At 56.2% G+C, this 16,514-nt stretch carries 15 protein-coding genes; 6 read left to right on the plus strand and 9 right to left on the minus strand.

Translation table 11 applies throughout. The features are described 5' to 3' along the window. The first annotated feature begins 6 nt into the window (after positions 1–6). Positions 7–846: a folate-binding protein gene (locus tag IOB61_RS14175; protein ID WP_290818028.1), complete on the plus strand. Its 840-nt coding sequence runs from the start codon at positions 7–9 to the stop codon at positions 844–846. Here the strand turns inward: IOB61_RS14175 and IOB61_RS14180 are convergent. The 5 genes from IOB61_RS14180 to IOB61_RS14200 all read right to left on the minus strand — a co-directional run bounded on the left by IOB61_RS14180 (position 843) and on the right by IOB61_RS14200 (position 5,394). Next, positions 843–1,769: an AEC family transporter gene (locus IOB61_RS14180; RefSeq protein WP_290818031.1), complete on the minus strand. Its 927-nt coding sequence runs from the start codon at positions 1,767–1,769 to the stop codon at positions 843–845. The genes IOB61_RS14175 and IOB61_RS14180 overlap by 4 nt on opposite strands. 40 nt (positions 1,770–1,809) lie before the next feature. After that, positions 1,810–2,610 carry an enoyl-CoA hydratase/isomerase gene (locus tag IOB61_RS14185; protein ID WP_290818034.1) on the minus strand — a complete coding sequence of 267 codons (801 nt, stop codon included), beginning with the start codon at positions 2,608–2,610 and terminating at the stop codon, positions 1,810–1,812. Between the two features lie 117 nt (positions 2,611–2,727). Beyond that, a complete protein-coding gene (locus IOB61_RS14190; protein ID WP_290818037.1) occupies positions 2,728–3,306 on the minus strand; it encodes a hypothetical protein in 579 nt (192 codons plus the stop codon). Between the two features lie 274 nt (positions 3,307–3,580). After that, entirely contained in the window at positions 3,581–4,990 is a 1,410-nt protein-coding gene (gene glnA, locus IOB61_RS14195) for a type I glutamate--ammonia ligase (RefSeq protein ID WP_290818040.1), read from the minus strand. A gap of 65 nt (positions 4,991–5,055) precedes the next feature. Continuing rightward, on the minus strand, positions 5,056–5,394 hold the full coding sequence (locus IOB61_RS14200) for a P-II family nitrogen regulator (RefSeq protein WP_085339145.1): 339 nt from the start codon (positions 5,392–5,394) through the stop codon (positions 5,056–5,058). A 255-nt stretch (positions 5,395–5,649) separates the two neighbouring features. Here IOB61_RS14200 and IOB61_RS14205 point away from each other — a divergent pair, with 255 nt between their 5' ends. Beyond that, complete coding sequence (locus tag IOB61_RS14205) at positions 5,650–7,203, plus strand: acetyl-CoA acetyltransferase (RefSeq protein ID WP_290818043.1); 1,554 nt, start codon at positions 5,650–5,652, stop codon at positions 7,201–7,203. A gap of 280 nt (positions 7,204–7,483) precedes the next feature. Beyond that, positions 7,484–8,380, plus strand: a complete 897-nt coding sequence (locus tag IOB61_RS14210) for a hypothetical protein (RefSeq protein WP_290818046.1) — start codon at positions 7,484–7,486, stop codon at positions 8,378–8,380. 18 nt (positions 8,381–8,398) lie between these two features. Here IOB61_RS14210 and IOB61_RS14215 read toward each other — a convergent pair whose 3' ends face one another. Both IOB61_RS14215 and IOB61_RS14220 read right to left on the minus strand, forming a co-directional pair. Then, a complete protein-coding gene (locus IOB61_RS14215) occupies positions 8,399–9,556 on the minus strand; it encodes an acyltransferase (protein ID WP_290818049.1) in 1,158 nt (385 codons plus the stop codon). Further along, positions 9,553–10,626: a glycoside hydrolase family 5 protein gene (locus IOB61_RS14220; protein WP_290818052.1), complete on the minus strand. Its 1,074-nt coding sequence runs from the start codon at positions 10,624–10,626 to the stop codon at positions 9,553–9,555. The genes IOB61_RS14215 and IOB61_RS14220 overlap by 4 nt, the downstream gene beginning before the upstream one ends. A 317-nt stretch (positions 10,627–10,943) precedes the next feature. Here IOB61_RS14220 and IOB61_RS14225 point away from each other — a divergent pair, with 317 nt between their 5' ends. The 3 genes from IOB61_RS14225 (at position 10,944) to IOB61_RS14235 (ending at position 13,100) form a co-directional block, all read left to right on the plus strand. Continuing rightward, positions 10,944–11,630: a class I SAM-dependent methyltransferase gene (locus tag IOB61_RS14225; protein WP_290818055.1), complete on the plus strand. Its 687-nt coding sequence runs from the start codon at positions 10,944–10,946 to the stop codon at positions 11,628–11,630. 124 nt (positions 11,631–11,754) lie between these two features. Beyond that, complete coding sequence (locus tag IOB61_RS14230) at positions 11,755–12,459, plus strand: CoA transferase subunit A (protein WP_290818058.1); 705 nt, start codon at positions 11,755–11,757, stop codon at positions 12,457–12,459. Then, complete coding sequence (locus IOB61_RS14235; protein ID WP_290818060.1) at positions 12,459–13,100, plus strand: CoA transferase subunit B; 642 nt, start codon at positions 12,459–12,461, stop codon at positions 13,098–13,100. The genes IOB61_RS14230 and IOB61_RS14235 overlap by 1 nt, the downstream gene beginning before the upstream one ends. Positions 13,101–13,163: 63 nt before the next feature. Here the strand turns inward: IOB61_RS14235 and greA are convergent, their stop codons facing one another. Both greA and carB read right to left on the minus strand, forming a co-directional pair. Next, positions 13,164–13,637, minus strand: a complete 474-nt coding sequence (gene greA, locus IOB61_RS14240) for a transcription elongation factor GreA (protein ID WP_290818063.1) — start codon at positions 13,635–13,637, stop codon at positions 13,164–13,166. Between the two features lie 53 nt (positions 13,638–13,690). Continuing rightward, positions 13,691–16,514: carbamoyl-phosphate synthase large subunit (carB, locus tag IOB61_RS14245; protein ID WP_290818066.1), on the minus strand; the 2,824-nt coding region annotated here is incomplete at its 5' end.

Genomic DNA, 16,514 nt, shown 5'->3' on the forward strand with positions numbered 1-16,514 from the left:
TAGGCGATGGCTGATTTTGTTTCCTTTCCCAAGCGTGGTCTTGTGTGCGTATCGGGCCCCGATGCGGCAACCCTGTTGGACGGGCTTTTGACCCAAAATGTGGAAGCCGCAAGCCCTGAGGCTTGCGTCTATGCGGCCATGCTAACCCCGCAAGGCAAGTTCTTGTTTGAACTATTCATTCTCGCACCCGAGGCGGGCACTTTTTGGATGGATGTGTCTGACCCCGCCGCCTTTGCTAAGCGCTTGAGCCTTTATCGTCTGCGCTCAAAGGTGACGATTGAGGACAACAGTGCGGGCTATGTTGTGGGCGCTGTGTGGAACCAGGAAGCTTTGCCGAAGTCGGCCATATCCTATCCCGACCCCCGTAACGCGGGCTTGCCGCGGCGCTTTATTGCCCCACGGGCTGATCTGACCTTAGGCGAGGATGCAGCCACCTTTACAGCCTATGAGCAAGCGCGCTTAGGCCTTGGTGTGCCAGACCTTGCGGCAGACCTCTTGGTTGAAAAGGACTTTATCCTCGAAGGCCTGATGGATGAAATGGGCGGGGTGGATTTTCATAAGGGCTGCTATGTCGGCCAAGAAATGACCAGCCGGATGAAGCGGCGCACCACGGTTAAGACCAAGCTTTGTCGCATCGGCTTTGACGGACCCGCGCCGGCTTTTGAAACCCCAATCCTGGCCGATGGGTGGGAAGTGGGCCGGATGCGCAGCGCAGGTCACGGGGTTGGCCTCGCGCTCATCCGCTTTGATCGCGCGCAAAAGGCTTTGGCAGAAGGCCATGGGCTGCGGGCAGGCGATCAGGCAATTAGGCTCGACCCACCAAGCTGGATGCAAGTGCCTGCCTAAACAGCCAAACTGGCAGCTAAGCTCAACGTCACGATCGACACGCAGGTCGTCAGAAATACGGCGCGCGCCGCTGTATCGCCCCAGACTTCGGCCTGCTGGGCTTGGATAAATACATTCACCGCGCTGGGGCAGGCGGCAAGGATCGTCGCAGCTAAGGCAAGGTCGCGTGGCGCGCCAATCAGGGCCATGCCCCCCGCCATCATCAGGGGGAGCGCGATGCATTTAACCGCCACCACTAAGCCCAGATCGCGCCCCGACTGGCTCTGGGTGGGGGGCAGGCTGGTTGCCATCACAATCCCCAGTGCGACAAGCCCTGCTGGGCTGGCCGCAGCCCCCAGCATGTCTAACGGTCGCATCAAAGCTGGGGGAACCTGCAAACCCGTCAGCGCGATCACAAAGCCAATCAGGGCCCCCATGCTGACCGGATTGGTAAGCCCACCCAGCATAGCCCGGCGCGCTGCTGTTGCGTCTGGCGCGGGCTTGGCCAGATAGAGCCCCGCAACGCCTAGGCCCACGATCAGGATATTTTCCAAGGCAACAAAGGCCGCAGCCATGGCCAGCACCTCTGGCCCAAACAGGCTGGCGAGGATGGCTGTGCCCAAAAAGGCTGTATTGCCACTGGACGCTGCAAATCCCACACCAGCCTGACTGACTTTTGAGAGCCCAAAGCCAAGGCCTGCGATGCGGGCCAACAGATGGCCTGCCAGCAAAACCCCCACCCAAACCAACAGGACAGAGCCTTGTGTGAGGTTGGGCACCGGCGCTTTGGCCATGGAGGTCAAAAGCAGGGAGGGGAAGGCGAGCCAGAATACAAAGCGCGACAGGCCAGATGCGGTTGCCCCGTCAAACAAGCCAGCCTTGGCCCCCGCCCAGCCAAGCGCGACAAGGCCAAAGATCGGCAATGTGATCCATAAGACGTCCACGCGCGGTCCTCTGATCGTCTGGCCCGCTGCGGGCGCTCGCCTATCGGCCGGTGAATTGCGCCACTTGCTTGGACAAGAAGGCCATCACGCCAATGCGGAAATCCTTGGTGCGGCCCGCATCGCGCTGCAAGTCGCGCTCTAAAGCTAATTGCGAATTCCAGTCATTATCCAAACTTGCCCAAGCCGCTTTCCGGATCATGGACAAGGTCTTAGTGGGGCCGCTGGCAAGGCTGTGCGCGAGGGCTTTTGCCTCATCCATCAGCGTATCGGCTGGGGTTACACGGTTAATTAGGCCCCAGTCGAGGGCTTGGGCGGCGGGGATTTTCTCACCCAGCAACATCATTTCCATTGCACGGGCGCGGCCAACCGCGCGCGCCAACATATAGGTGGAACCGCCATCGGGTACGAGGCCAATGCGGCGGAAGGCTTGCAAGAAATAGGCATTCTCTGACGCCAGAATGATGTCGCCCAACAGCGCAAACGAACAGCCAATGCCCGCTGCCGCGCCATTAATCGCGGTCACCACAGGAACGGGTAAGTCCCGGATCGTCGTCACCAGCGGATTATAAATGCTTTCAAGTGCGGCCCCGGCATCCATGTGTTCAGGGTCTTGTGCGTCATTCATGTTCGAGGCGGTGGAGCCCAAATTCGCACCAGAGCAAAAACCTCTGCCGGTGCCCGTCAGAATAATCGCGCGCGCCTCGCCAGCAGCCCGTTCAAACGCGCGTGTCATGTCTTGGGCCATATCCAGGCCGCAAGCATTCATGGTGGCGGGGTCATTCAACGTCAGGATGGCAACATCGCCATCGCGTTCATAAAGGACTTTTGTACCCTCAGACATGGTCATCTCCCAAAGCTTGAGCTGTTCTGTGGCAGCTTTCATCCAAACCCTAGTCTGGATTGGAGACAGAGGGAAGGAGGTCGCCTTAGGGCAAGGAGTGTAAAATGTGATCGCAGCTTAATTGCTGGCGAGCCTTTGCATTTGACGGGCCTCGCAGCGGCGCAGCTGACCGTCATAAATGGCGGCTTGGCTGCTTACCCGGCTTGCCACTTCACCCAGCCAAGGCTTGGACGAAAACGTGCGGCGCTGAAAGCCGGTCGGGCCTTCATGATAGGCCAGATAGAGATTGCGGGCGTCCGTTTTGGAAAGCCCCGTCCGGCGTGAGATTTGGTCAATATACCAGCCAATGAAGTCAGCTGAATCGCCAAAATTCTTGCGCTTAGCCCCGCCGCGGGCACGCTCATAATCGGCCCAAGTCCCGTCTAAAGCTTGCGAATAGCCATAAGCGCTGGACAACAAGCGGCCATTGCGATCCTTCGGCCGCGCATCGCGGCGGAAGCTGCTTTCTTGCCGGATAAAGGCGAGAATGATGCCGGGTGATACTTGCCACTCGCGCGCGGCATCAAAGACATGATCTTCCCAACGGCTCTTCTCGTCGAGAATGGCGCAGGCATCTGCAATGTTAGAGGGCGGCGCCGAGGAGGCACAGCCCGCCAAAATCACGGCGGTACAGGCAAAAAGAATGTGTTTCTTCATTCCAACCCCTCCCTCAAGCCCTAAGGCTACCGAGGGTAGATTGGCAGAAACTGGTTACAAAACCGAAAACGGGGAAAAAAGAAGCGAAGATTAGCATGACGCACAGAGCTAATCTTCACTTCAAAGGGCGGATCAGTTGGCGCCACAAAAGGAGAATGGGCACCATTGCGGCAAGTCAATCCCAGATTATTTAAAATTGTATGAATTGACTTAGGACTGTTGAAAGCAAAAAAGCCCGGCGTTGCCGGGCTTTCCGCTTAAGCTGAAGGTCAGCTTACATTTTGTAATACATGTCGAACTCGACAGGGTGTGGGTGCATGTTCAAACGCTCACACTCTTCGCGCTTCAGTTCGATATAGGCGTCGATCATGTCGTTATCGAACACGCCGCCCTTTTTCAAGAAGTCGCGGTCGGCGCTCAAGGAGTCGAGGGCTTCGTCCAAGGACTTGGCCACAGTTGGCACGCCTTCCAACTCTTCTGGCGGCAAGGAATAGAGGTCCTTGTCGAATGGGTCGCCTGGGTGGATCTTGTTTTCAATCCCATCGAGGCCCGCCATCAACAGGGCTGCGAAGGTCAGATACATATTGCCAATTGGGTCTGGGAAGCGGGCTTCCAAACGCTTGGCCTTTGGCGAGGTGGTGTAAGGAATGCGGATCGAAGCCGAGCGATTGCGCGCCGAATAGGCCAGCATGACGGGGGCTTCATAGCCTGGGACCAAACGCTTGTAGGAATTGGTCGAAGAGTTTGAGAAGGCATTGATCGCACGGGCGTGCTTGATGATGCCGCCGATATAATACAAGCAATTCTCAGACAGATCAGCATATTGGTCGCCAGCAAACAAAGGCTTGCCACCTTTCCAGATCGACTGGTGCACGTGCATCCCGCTGCCATTGTCCTTGAAATAGGGCTTTGGCATGAAGGTCGCCGACTTGCCATAAGCGGCCGCGACATTCTGGATGACGTATTTATACAGGTTCATATAGTCGGCCATTTTGGTCAAAGTTTGGAACTTCAAACCAAGCTCATGTTGAGCGGGGGCCACTTCGTGGTGATGCTTCTCAGGCTCAAGACCCAATTCCTTCATCACTTGCAGCATTTCGCCGCGCAGGTCTTGTGCGGAATCGATTGGGCCTACTGGGAAATAGCCGCCCTTTGGACCGGGGCGATGGCCCATGTTGCCGCCTTCATAGACCTTGCCGGTGTTGTAAGGCAGTTCGGTCGAGTCAAAGCTATAGCCAGTGTTGTTGGGGTCGGTGTTCCAGCGCACATCGTCAAAGACGAAGAATTCAGCTTCTGGGCCGAAATAGGCGGTGTCGCCCACGCCGCTCGACTTCAAATAGGATTCAGCGCGCTTGCCGATGCCGCGTGGGCAGCGGTTGTAGGACTTCAACGTGCCGGGCACGACCACGTCGCAGACGATGGCGAGGGTGGTTTGCTGGTAGAAGGGGTCCAAGGTCACGCTGTCTGGGTCTGGCAGCATGATCATGTCGGAATCATTGATGGCTTTCCAGCCCGCAATGGACGATCCGTCAAAGGCTACGCCTTCTTCCAACAGGTCGATATCAACCATGTCGACGTCAAAAGTCACGTGCTGCATCTTGCCGCGCGGATCGGTGAACCGAAAATCTACATATTGGACTTCATCGTCCTTGATCTGCTGCATGACCTTGTCAAACTTCGACATCGGTTCTCTCCTGAAAAGCCAGTTAGGTTGTATGTTCAGTCAATAGAGTTTCTGAGGGCAGGCGGTTAAACCGCGTTGATCCCAGATTCCCCCGTTCGAATGCGTACGACATGACTGATGTCGGACACAAAGATTTTCCCGTCACCGATACGACCGGTGCGCGCGGCATTGGTAATGGCCTCCACGGCCGCGTCAACTTGATCATCGCCCACGACGACTTCGAGCTTCAGCTTGGGCAAGAAGTCGACGACATATTCCGCCCCGCGATAGAGTTCGGTATGGCCCTTTTGACGGCCAAAGCCCTTGGCTTCAACCACAGTCATGCCTTGAAGACCCAAGTCCTGAAGCGCTTCTTTGACTTCGTCGAGCTTGAACGGCTTGATAATCGCTTCGATCTTTTTCATAAAATCCGCCTGCTAGTGTGATGCCGCGAGCGCCTTGGGTGAGGCAAATAGGACCCGTACATGAGTTCTGCGTTGGGCATAGTCCCTTCAGCGAAAGGGCGCGACCTCGGCACCTGCCGCTATAGGCTGCTTGCCACACATTGCCTAGACGATAGGCACACTTTGATGCTTTTTTAGGCGCCTCGACTTGGCGGCAAAATGGTCTTATCTGCGTGACCCAGACAAACAAACAACAAGAGATGCAGGGAGCTTAAGTTGATCGATCCAAACACGCCTGTCCTGATTGGCGGGGGCCAATTCACCTATCGCGGTGCCCCGGAAGCTTGTCCGCCACCGATTGGCTTGTGCGCGCGCGCCGCTGAGGCAGCGGTGGCAGATTCAGGCCTAAACCGCGAGGTTTTAAGCCAAATTGATGGATTGGCCGTGGTTGGCTTTACGATTGATGCCGGTGGCAATCTAAGCCGGATGCCGATTCCCAAAGCCAAGAACCCGCCTAAAGCGCTCGCCAAGGCATTGGGGGCGGCCCCTGCGTGGCAAACCTATACACATGTCGGCGGCAATACGCCGCAAGCCTTAGTCAATGAAGCCGCCGAACGCATTGCTAAAGGTGACAACAAGTTGGTTCTCTTGGCGGGCGCTGAGTTTTTAGGCTCCATGATGAAGCTGGTCCAAGCTGGCAATTTTGGCCCGCTTTCTGCCTATCAAGTCGATGATGAGGAAGCCCCGGCCATGTTTGGCGATGGCCGCGATGGTTGTTCGCCCTATGAAGCGCGGCACGGGCTAGAGTTTCCGACCAATGTCTATCCCATGTTTGAAAATGCCTATCGGGCAAAATTGGGCCGCAGCTTAGAGGCCCACTCGGCGGCTTTGGGGGCCTTGTTTGCACCTTTCACCGAAGTAGCTGCCCAAAACCCCTATGCATGGTTTCCCCAAGCCCAGACGGCAGAGGCTTTGGTAACCCCCAGCGCCAGCAACCGCATGGTGGGCTTTCCATATCCCAAGCGCCTCAATGCCATCATCCAAGTCGACCAATCAGCAGCGGTCCTGTTGGCAAGCTATGCCCATGCCAAGAGCCTTGGTGTGGCCGATGCCCATATGGTGTTCCTGCACGGCTGTGCCGATACGATTGAAAAATGGAATGTGCTCGACCGGGTGGATTATCATTCGAGCCCCGCCATGCGGGTGGGCGCGCGCGAAGCGTTCGCGATGGCGGGCAAGACCTTGGCCGACATGGCCTTCTTTGACCTCTATTCCTGCTTCCCCGTGGCGGTAGAAATTGCGGCCCAAGAAATGGGCCTTGCAACTGATGATCCGCGCGGGCTGACATTGACCGGCGGCTTGCCCTATTTTGGTGGCCCCGGAAACAATTATTCCATGCATGGCATTGTGGAGATGATCCATCGCTGCCGCAAAGAGCCCAAAGCGTTTGGCTTCTTAAATGCCAATGGCTGGTTCCTCACCAAGCATGCGTTTGGGATTTATTCGTGCCAGCCAACCACAGGCGCGTGGTCGCGGCCTTCCAAGAAAGCCTATCAGGCTGAAATCGACGTCATGGCTTCACCTGAGGTGACCGAGACCCCTGCAGGGGCTGCGACGATTGAAACCTATACCGTGATCCATGCTCGCGAAGGCATGCGCATGGGCATTGTGATTGGGCGCGATGAAGCCGGGCGGCGCTTTGTTGCCAATACACCAAAAGGCGATACGGCGATTATGGCCGATCTGGAAAGCCGCGAGGGCGTGGGGCGCAAGGGGCGGGTCGTCCAAGATGGCGAGCGCAATATCTTCACCCCGCAAGAATTTTTGTGAAGAAAGGATAGGTCGCGATTCTGTTCAGCTTGCGTTCAATCAGGCCCGGTTAGAACAGGGGCGTGGCTCACGGCAGACCATCCCGTCCCTCGCGTTTGACGTGAACCATTGCTTCACACGGAGCACACCCTCCGGCCCCAATAGAGCAATCTATTGGGGCCTTTTCCTTTTGGGGCCCGCCCACCAAGGCCTTATCCCGCTATGTTGATCGCATTGACCGCATGATCTGCGATGATAACCTGCCTGCATTGATTTGAATTTTGCACTGGGTGGGTTTGCCATGACACATTTGATTTCCAAGAAAGCGTTGGGCTTGGTCGCTATGGGTTTGGCGGCTTGGGTGCCGCTCGCTTCAGCTCAAGCCGATCCAGCAGGGCAGGGCAGACTTGTCACTGCAATCCAAACCTATCAAGGCGCAACCAATGAAGGTCGCGCCATGGCGGCAATTGAGCTTCGCCGTGCTTTGGCTGCGGGCAAAAGTGCGCCTGCCGCAACTCGCGCCGAGGCGACCTTCTTATTGAGCGATTACGCCATGCGTGAGCGCAAAAAGGACTTGGCTTTGAAGCAAGCCGAAGAGGGCTTAAAGCTTCTGGGCGGCCTCCAAGCCGGAGAAGCCGCTGCCGTACGTGCCTTGGGTGCCCGGGTTAAGGCCCAAGCCCTTTTGGCTAAGCAAGAGCGTTTGGCCGCGTTAAAGCTCATGGTCGACGCGCGATTGGCCTATGGCGCGCAAAAGCCGCAAGCCAATGCCAAATGGGACAAGGTTTGGGATGAATTGTTTCTCTGGGTCTATATTGCGTATGCTGAGTTACGCGGTAGCGAAAAGAAAGAGGGGACAGATCTTTTGAATGCCCGCCAGGCCGAGTTTGACCTGATCGGCAAAATGGAAGGGTCGTGCGAGAACCAGAATGATCCGCTTATAATCGTCAACCGGGAGTCTAATCTGCCCGCCTATCCCATCGCACCGATGTTTGAAGGCCAAGCAGGCGGCGTGTTTCTGCGCCTGTCGCTCAATCCAGAAGGTGGGGTGACGCAGGCGACTGCAACAGCCTTTAGCACATCAGAGGATTTTGCCATTCTCGCGGAACGGGCGGCAGCGAATTGGGTTGCTACGGGCAAAGGTCTTGAACAACCAGCCTGCCGAGCCGAGCGACCAGCTTTGGTCGTCTTCAAATATTAGGCCTCACCCATAGGCAGCCTAAGCCGTTGCCAATGTCTCAACCGGCTTACCGCCAAAGCGTTTGCGCAGGCCAAAGAGGGGGCGTTCGACGGCGTAATAGCTGGCACAAGCGCAGGCAAAGCTCAAAGCAACAGCGATCCCCATGCCCAGGGGCGACAAGCGCTCAAGGCTATTAGCATCGCCCAGCATGACTTGGCGCACAATCCAGATAATCGGCACATGCCAGAGATAGAGCGAGTAAGAGAGCCGCCCGATCCAGCGCATCGGCTTCAACTCTAAGAGGTCGATTGAAAAGCGCATGGAGCGCAGCGCATAGAGGTTTAGGACCAACAGGAAGAGGGCGGCCCCTTGGATTGAATAGCGCAAGGTCTCGCGGAAAACCTCGTCGCGATACACCAAAGTCGCAAGGATCGCACCCAAAGCCAGAACGACCCAGTGCCAGCCAACCAGCCAAGCCAAACGGGCTTTGGTGCGGGGGGCACCGTCGAGCAAGATGGCGAGCAAACAGCCCCAGGCAATGTTTTCAAGCCGACTATCGGTGGTGTAATAGGTATGCTCATGGGGCAGGCCCAGGCCCAGCACCGCATAAGCCCGCCAGATGGCGCAGACCACAATGCTGATCACAATCAGGCGCAAGCGCGCCTGATGGGTTTTGCCAAATAAAGCGAGGGCTGCCGGGAAGAGGAGGTAGAAATGCTCTTCCACCGCCAAGGACCACAAATGGCCCCAAGGAATCGTCCGCTCTGACCAGCCAAACCATTCGCGGACCACATCGTAATAATTGATGAAATAAAAGACCGCCGCCAAAACATGGCCCGCGTCCACCTTCACCCCAAACGGGACCAGCATCAGCCAAGAGCCGAGTAAAAACACCAAGAGCGCCGGGGCCAAGCGCAGGAAACGACGCAGATAAAAGCCGGGCAAATCAATCGCGCCAGCCTGTTGATTCTGTTCGGCGACCAGAATACGGGTAATCAGAAAGCCCGAGACGAAGAAGAAAACCGTAACCCCAAGGCCACCCGGGATCAGATTTTCAAACCCCACATGGGCAATCACCACAATCAGAATTGAAATTGCCCGCAAGCCATCCAAACCCGGCATATAGCCACCATCGGCTTTGAACGGGATGGCACCGGTAAAACTGCGTTCTTGCCGGATCGGGGAGGTATCGCTCACTTGGGCCTCAATTGCAGTGCTTCAAGCAAGGGGGCGTGCCACTGCTCGACCGTGCGGTCATAGGTGTCAAACCCGCCGGTGAAGTTGAAATAGCAGGCAGGCATGTTGATTTCCTTAAAGGCACTGGTCATGGCGCGCGTCCAATCGGCCCGCAAGCGCATGGGCACTTCCACGCCCACGCCATATTCGCCCAAAAGCACCGGGGCCTTAATCCGCTCGCGGAAGGCAGCAATTTGGGCCAAATCTTTTTGAAGCTCGCGCGTTTCCCCCGGTCTGGGCCAAATACGGCCGGCCGGTGGCGGATTGTCCATCCAGCTTGCCCCCGAATGGGTGAATTCAAATGGCTGATAATAATGCACCGTGCCAACGACATAGGGGTCGTCGGGCAATTCTAGATTGTCCATCCCATTGATATTGCCCCAATTGTCACCGGCAAAAATCACGGTGCGGGTGGGGTTGGTTTTGCGGATGATGGTTAGAACTTCAGCTTGGACTTTATTGACGCGCGGGCCAGAAAACGCCTCTTGCGGCTCATTGATGATCTCAAACATCACTTTGGCCGGCGTGTTTTGATAGCGCGCCGCAATTTGCGCCCATAGCGCGACCAGCCGACGCTCATGCACATCGGGATTTTCAAACAATTCGGTATAGTGGCAGAGGTTCAGGATAATGGTCAGATCATTTCGAAGCGCCCAGCGCACCACTTCATCAATCCGTGCCATAAAGGCTGGGTCCAATGTATAGGGGGCCTGTTCCATCGCATGGGCGGAGAATTTGATGGGTACACGAATGGTATCAAAGCCAGCCGCACGGATGGTTCGAAAGTCACGCTCGCGGATCTTATAGCCCCAGTCACCCTCGTTCGGGGCTTCAAGGGCACCAGCCACATTGATGCAGCGCTCAACTGGAAAAGGTGCGCGCGCGACCGTCGCGATTTGTGTGCGCGTGGGGGCTTTGGTGACTTGCCACACGCCTTGGGCCACCGCCACGCCAACGCCTGACCCGATCAAAATCGTCCCCAGCGCGCAGACAAGACCTGAGCGACGACAGAATGATCGTAAGCGTTCCATGTTTGGCCTTCCTAAAGCTTTCGATTGGCTGCTGCAAAGCTTATGCCGTCTTGGCCAGATCGGCATGCCTTTTTTTGATGTTTCCAAAAGTAGATGTCTTTTATGGCTTTGATTTGCCAAAAAATACCAGAATAAACCAGTCAAAACGAAATTTTATTCAATCAATACTGATGTAAGCTAAAGACATGGCCGTTATGTGTTCTTTTACAAAAGCTCGCTAGAAACAGGGCTCAATCCTGCGCGGCACGTGTTTCAAATTTTGGCCCCTGCTTTGGAGCTGATGAGAGTCCAAGCGCGCATCTTTTTGGAACCCGATTTTGATCAAGTCCTTCCTGCGCGACATCTCTGCCAAAGCCCGCGCCCGCCGTGGTGAGCAGTTTTTGACTTTGATGGGTGTAGAGCCGCATCACCGTATCCTCGACCTTGGCGGTGGTAATGGCAGCCATTTTCATTCAATCGCGCCCGATCACAAGAATGTCTTGATCGCAGACCATTGGGCCCCGGATCTTGAGCAGGCCAAAGCCACGTATGGCTATGAGACCATGCTGCTGGATGGCTCGAAAGAGGCCTTACCCTTCGAAGATCGCGCCTTTGATATCGTGTTTTGCTCCTCGGTGATTGAGCATGTGACCGGGCCAAAACAGGCCATGCTCGACATGGATGACAATAAAGCGTTTGAGGCCGTAGCCATTGTGCACCAACAGCGCTTTGCCGATGAGTTGCGCCGCATCACCGATGGCTATTTTGTCCAAACCCCCAATGTCGATTTCCCCTTGGAACAGCATTCCATGTTGCCCCAGCCAATTATTTTTCTCCCGCGCCCGCTGCAGCGGCAAATTATGAAAACGGTTGGCAAATTCTGGGTATCCAATGTTCAGCCTGACTGGCGTTTGTTGAACGAGGCCGACATGAGAGGCTTCTTCCCAGACGCTGAAATGGTGCTGGAAAAGGTGGCGGGCTTTACCAAGTCCATCACCGCTGTGCGCAAGCGCACTGGCCAATAGTGCCAAGCCCGCGCCCACCCCATAGGCGCTCTACAGGAATTGCCACCCCTTTGTGTCCCTAAGTGCTCGACAAAGCTTCAAGCCTTGCTAAACACGGGCGAACAAACCCGAAGGGCGTAAAGCAGTGACCACCATTTATCCCAATGCGGCAGCCGCACTTGAAGGCCTGACCTTCGACGGCATGACCGTGATGTCCGGCGGCTTTGGCTTGTGCGGCATTCCCGAAAACCTGATCCTGGCGCTGCGCGACAGCGGCGTGAAGGGCATTAGTGTGATCTCTAACAATGCCGGGGTCGATGGCTTTGGCTTGGGTCTGCTGCTCGAGACCAAGCAGATTGCCAAGATGATCTCGTCCTATGTGGGCGAGAATAAAGAGTTTGAGCGGCAATATCTCTCCGGTGAGTTGCAGCTGGAGTTTAATCCTCAAGGCACGCTGGCAGAGCGCATTCGCGCCGGTGGGGCCGGTATTCCGGGCTTTTATACCAAGACTGGCGTCGGCACGAAGATTGCCGAAGGCAAAGAGCATAAGGATTTCGATGGCGAAACCTATATTCTCGAAACCGGCCTCAAGGCTGATTTGTCGCTGGTGAAGGCTTGGAAGGCCGATACGGCGGGCAATTTGATCTACCGCAAAACGGCGCGCAATTTTAATCCGATGATGGCCACGGCTGGGAAAATCTGCGTCGCCGAAGTCGAAGAAATTGTGCCCGTTGGGACGCTTGACCCCGACCACATCCATACCCCCGGCATTTATGTGAAGCGCTTGGTGCAAGGCAGCTTCGAAAAGCGCATCGAACAGCGCACTGTGACCAAGAGGGAGGCTGTCTGATGCCCTGGACCCGCGATGATCTCGCCGCACGCGCCGCCAAAGAATTGCGCGATGGCTTTTACGTCAATCTTGGCATTGGCATCCCAACCTTGGTTGCCAATCATATCCCCGAAGGCATGACTGTGACGCTGCAAAGCGAAAATGGCATGTTGGGCATGGGGCCTTTCCCGTTTGAGGGGGAGGAGGATGCCGATCTGATCAATGCCGGCAAGCAGACCATTACCGAATTGCCGCAAACCTCGTTTTTCTCCTCAGCCGATAGCTTTGCCATGATCCGGGGCGGCCATATCGATTTGTCGATTTTGGGCGCGATGGAAGTCTCTGAGACTGGCGACCTCGCCAATTGGATGGTGCCCGGCAAAATGGTCAAAGGCATGGGCGGGGCCATGGATTTGGTGGCAGGCGTGCGCCGCTGCGTCGTCGTGATGGAACATACCGCGAAAGACGGCGCGCCAAAGCTCCTGCACAAGTGCCATCTGCCACTGACAGGTCTGAAAGTCGTCGATCTGGTCATCACCGATCTGGCGGTCTTTTCGATTGACCGTCGGGCAGGGGGGATGTCGCTGATCGAATTGGCGACGGGTGTGACCTTGGATGAGGTGAAAGCCAAGACCGAGGCGACCTTTGAAGTCCGCCTCTAACACAGAAAGCGGGCCCCTAAGCAGGGGCCCGTTCTAATCTGCCTGACGAGAAGATGTTACGCCTTAGGCCCAGGTGACCGAGACGATCTCGTAGCTTTTAGAGCCGCCAGGAGCTGCCACTTCCACCACATCGCCTTCTTCTTTGCCAATCATGGCGCGCGCGATGGGTGAGGTGATTGAGATTTTGCCAAGCTTCACATCGGCTTCATCTTCGCCCACGATTTTGTAGACAGCCTTATGGTCGGTGTCTTCGTCAATGACGGTCACCGTGGCACCAAACTTCACATTCGTGCCCGACAGTTTCGACACGTCGATCACTTGGGCGCGTGCCAATTTGTCTTCCAGCTCAGCGATGCGGCCCTCAATATAGGATTGCCGCTCTTTGGCTGCGTGATATTCCGCATTCTCAGACAGGTCGCCATGCGAGCGCGCTTCTGAGATCGCGCCAATCACCGATGGGCGCTCGTCAGTCTTCAAACGTTTGAGTTCTGCATCGAGCGCCGCATGGCCCTCTGCAGTCATAGGGATCTTTTCCATTAGGGGGATTCCACAAAAAGGGGCTTATAGAGTGGTGTTCAGAACGTCTTTCGTCAAGCGTATGCTTGCAGTGGCTTAACTTGCAGGGTTTCTCCCTCGGCCGCTTCAATGGCCGTGGCAGCCGCACGCGCCCCTGCGATGGTGGTGTAGTAAGAGATATTAGACACCAAAGCAGTCCGTCGGATAGAATAGCTGTCGGCGAGTGATTGCGCGCCTTCGGTGGTATTGACGACCAATTGAATGTCGCCATTGATCATCGCGTCCACGATATGGGGACGGCCTTCCATCACCTTATTGACGCGCTCCACCGGCACGCCAGCCTCGCGCAGGACTTTGGCACAGCCCTCTGTCGCGACCAGTTTGAAACCTAAGCGGACAAAGTTGCGACCGAGTTCGGCAAGCGCGGGCTTATGGCTATCTTTCACCGACAAGAAGGCGGTGCCGCCGGTAGGCAAACGCATGCCAGCGCCCAATTGCGACTTTAAGAACGCATGACCAAAGTCTGCATCAATGCCCATGCATTCGCCGGTTGAGCGCATTTCAGGGCCCAAAATGGGGTCCACACCCGCAAAACGAGCAAAGGGGAAAACCGCTTCTTTTACAGCAACATGGTTGAGTTTCTTCTGCTTTAGTCCAAAGCTTGCAAGGCTTTCACCCGCCTGAAGCTTGGCCGCAATCCGGGCAACTGGAATACCCACGGCTTTGGCCACAAAGGGGGCCGTCCGCGAGGCGCGTGGGTTTGCTTCCAACACATAGATTGTGTCGTCCTTAATGGCATATTGGATATTGATCAGGCCCACCACATTTAGGCCCTTGGCCATGGCAATGGTCTGGGCTTCGATCTTGGCGATAATCTCATCGGGTAGGGTATAGGGGGGAAGCGCACAGGCGCTGTCGCCGGAGTGAATACCCGCTTCTTCGATATGTTCCATGATGCCTGCCACGAACACATCCTTGCCGTCGGACAAAGCATCTACGTCGACTTCGATGGCATCGCGCAAATATTGGTCGATCAGGACGGGGTTATCGCCCGACACAATCACCGCTTCGCGCACATAGCGCTCGAGGCTTGCCTGATCATAGACAATCTCCATGCCCCGGCCGCCCAACACATAGGATGGGCGCAGCACAACGGGATAACCCACAGCCTGTGCCCCCAGAATTGCTTCGGCTTCGGTGCGGGCAATCGCATTGCGGGGTTGGAGCATATTGAGCTCATTGAGCAGCGCCTTAAAGCGCTCGCGGTCTTCGGCAATATCAATGGCGTCCACACTGGTGCCCAGGATGGGCACACCGGCTTGTTCCAGTGGGTGGGCAAGCTTCAGCGGGGTTTGGCCACCAAACTGCACGATGACGCCGAGCAGGGTTCCGCTTTGCTTTTCGGTCTCGATGATTTCCAGCACGTCTTCCGCAGTCAAAGGCTCAAAATACAGCCGGTCTGAGGTGTCATAATCGGTTGAGACCGTCTCTGGGTTACAATTGACCATGATGCTTTCAATGCCCAGCTCTTCGCAGGCAAAGGCTGCGTGGCAGCAGCAATAGTCAAACTCAATGCCTTGGCCGATGCGGTTTGGCCCACCGCCCAGAATGATGATTTTCTTGGCAGAGCTGGGTGCGGCTTCGCATTCGGTTTCATAGGTCGAATACATATAGGGCGTGGGCGAGGCAAATTCGGCCGCACAGGTGTCGATGCGCTTATAGGATGGGCGCACGCCCGCAGCACGGCGCGCGGCCCGCACATCAAGCTCGCTCTTGCCAGCGATTTTGGCCAAGCGCTTATCGGAGAAGCCTTGGGCTTTGACATAGCGCCAATCGGCGGGGGCTTGGGGAAGGCCAAGGGTCTCCAGCTTCTTTTCCGTCGCGATCAAGTCGGCGAATTGGTCGAGGAACCAGGGGTCGATCTTGCTGGCGGCATGGACTTCTTCCACGCTCATGCCCATGCGCAGGGCCTGGCCAACCACCAAAATACGGGTTGGGGTCGGGATTGTCAGCGCTTGATGCAGCGCTTCCTTATCATTGCCGACCTCTAAGAAGGGATCAAAGCCATCGAGGCCCGTTTCCAGCGAGCGCAGGGCCTTTTGGAAGCTTTCCTGAAACGTCCGGCCAATCGCCATGGCTTCGCCCACCGACTTCATCGACGTGGTCAAAGTTGTGTCGGCACCCTTATACTTTTCAAAGGCAAAGCGGGGGATTTTGGTGACGACATAGTCAATCGAGGGCTCAAACGAGGCAGGGGTCGCCCCGCCCGTAATGTCGTTGGCGATTTCATCGAGCGTGTAGCCGATGGCAAGCTTGGCCGCGACCTTGGCAATTGGGAAGCCTGTTGCTTTGGACGCTAAGGCAGAGGAGCGCGACACACGCGGGTTCATCTCAATCACCGTCATCCGGCCATCGGCGGGATTGAGGGCAAATTGCACGTTAGAGCCACCGGTCTCCACCCCAATCTCGCGCAAGACGGCAATCGAGGCATCGCGCATGCGCTGATATTCTTTATCGGTCAGGGTAAGTGCAGGGGCAACGGTGATGGAATCGCCCGTGTGAACGCCCATGGGGTCAATATTTTCGATGGAGCAGATGATGATGCAATTGTCCGCTTTGTCGCGAACCACTTCCATCTCATATTCTTTCCAGCCCAAAACGCTTTCTTCAACCAAGACTTCACCGACAGGGCTTGCGGCAATGCCATTGGCGCAGATGCGCTTAAACTCATCGACATTATAGGCGATGCCACCGCCCGTGCCGCCAAGGGTAAAGCTGGGGCGAATAATAGCAGGCAGGCCGACGAAGGGCAGGGCGGCCATGGCCTCTTCAACCGTGTGGGCGATCTTGGACTTGGGGCTTTCAAGGCCGATCTTGTCCATGGCGTCGCGGAACTTC

Source organism: Aquidulcibacter sp. (genome assembly GCF_020253525.1).
Lineage (GTDB): Bacteria > Pseudomonadota > Alphaproteobacteria > Caulobacterales > Aquidulcibacteraceae > Aquidulcibacter.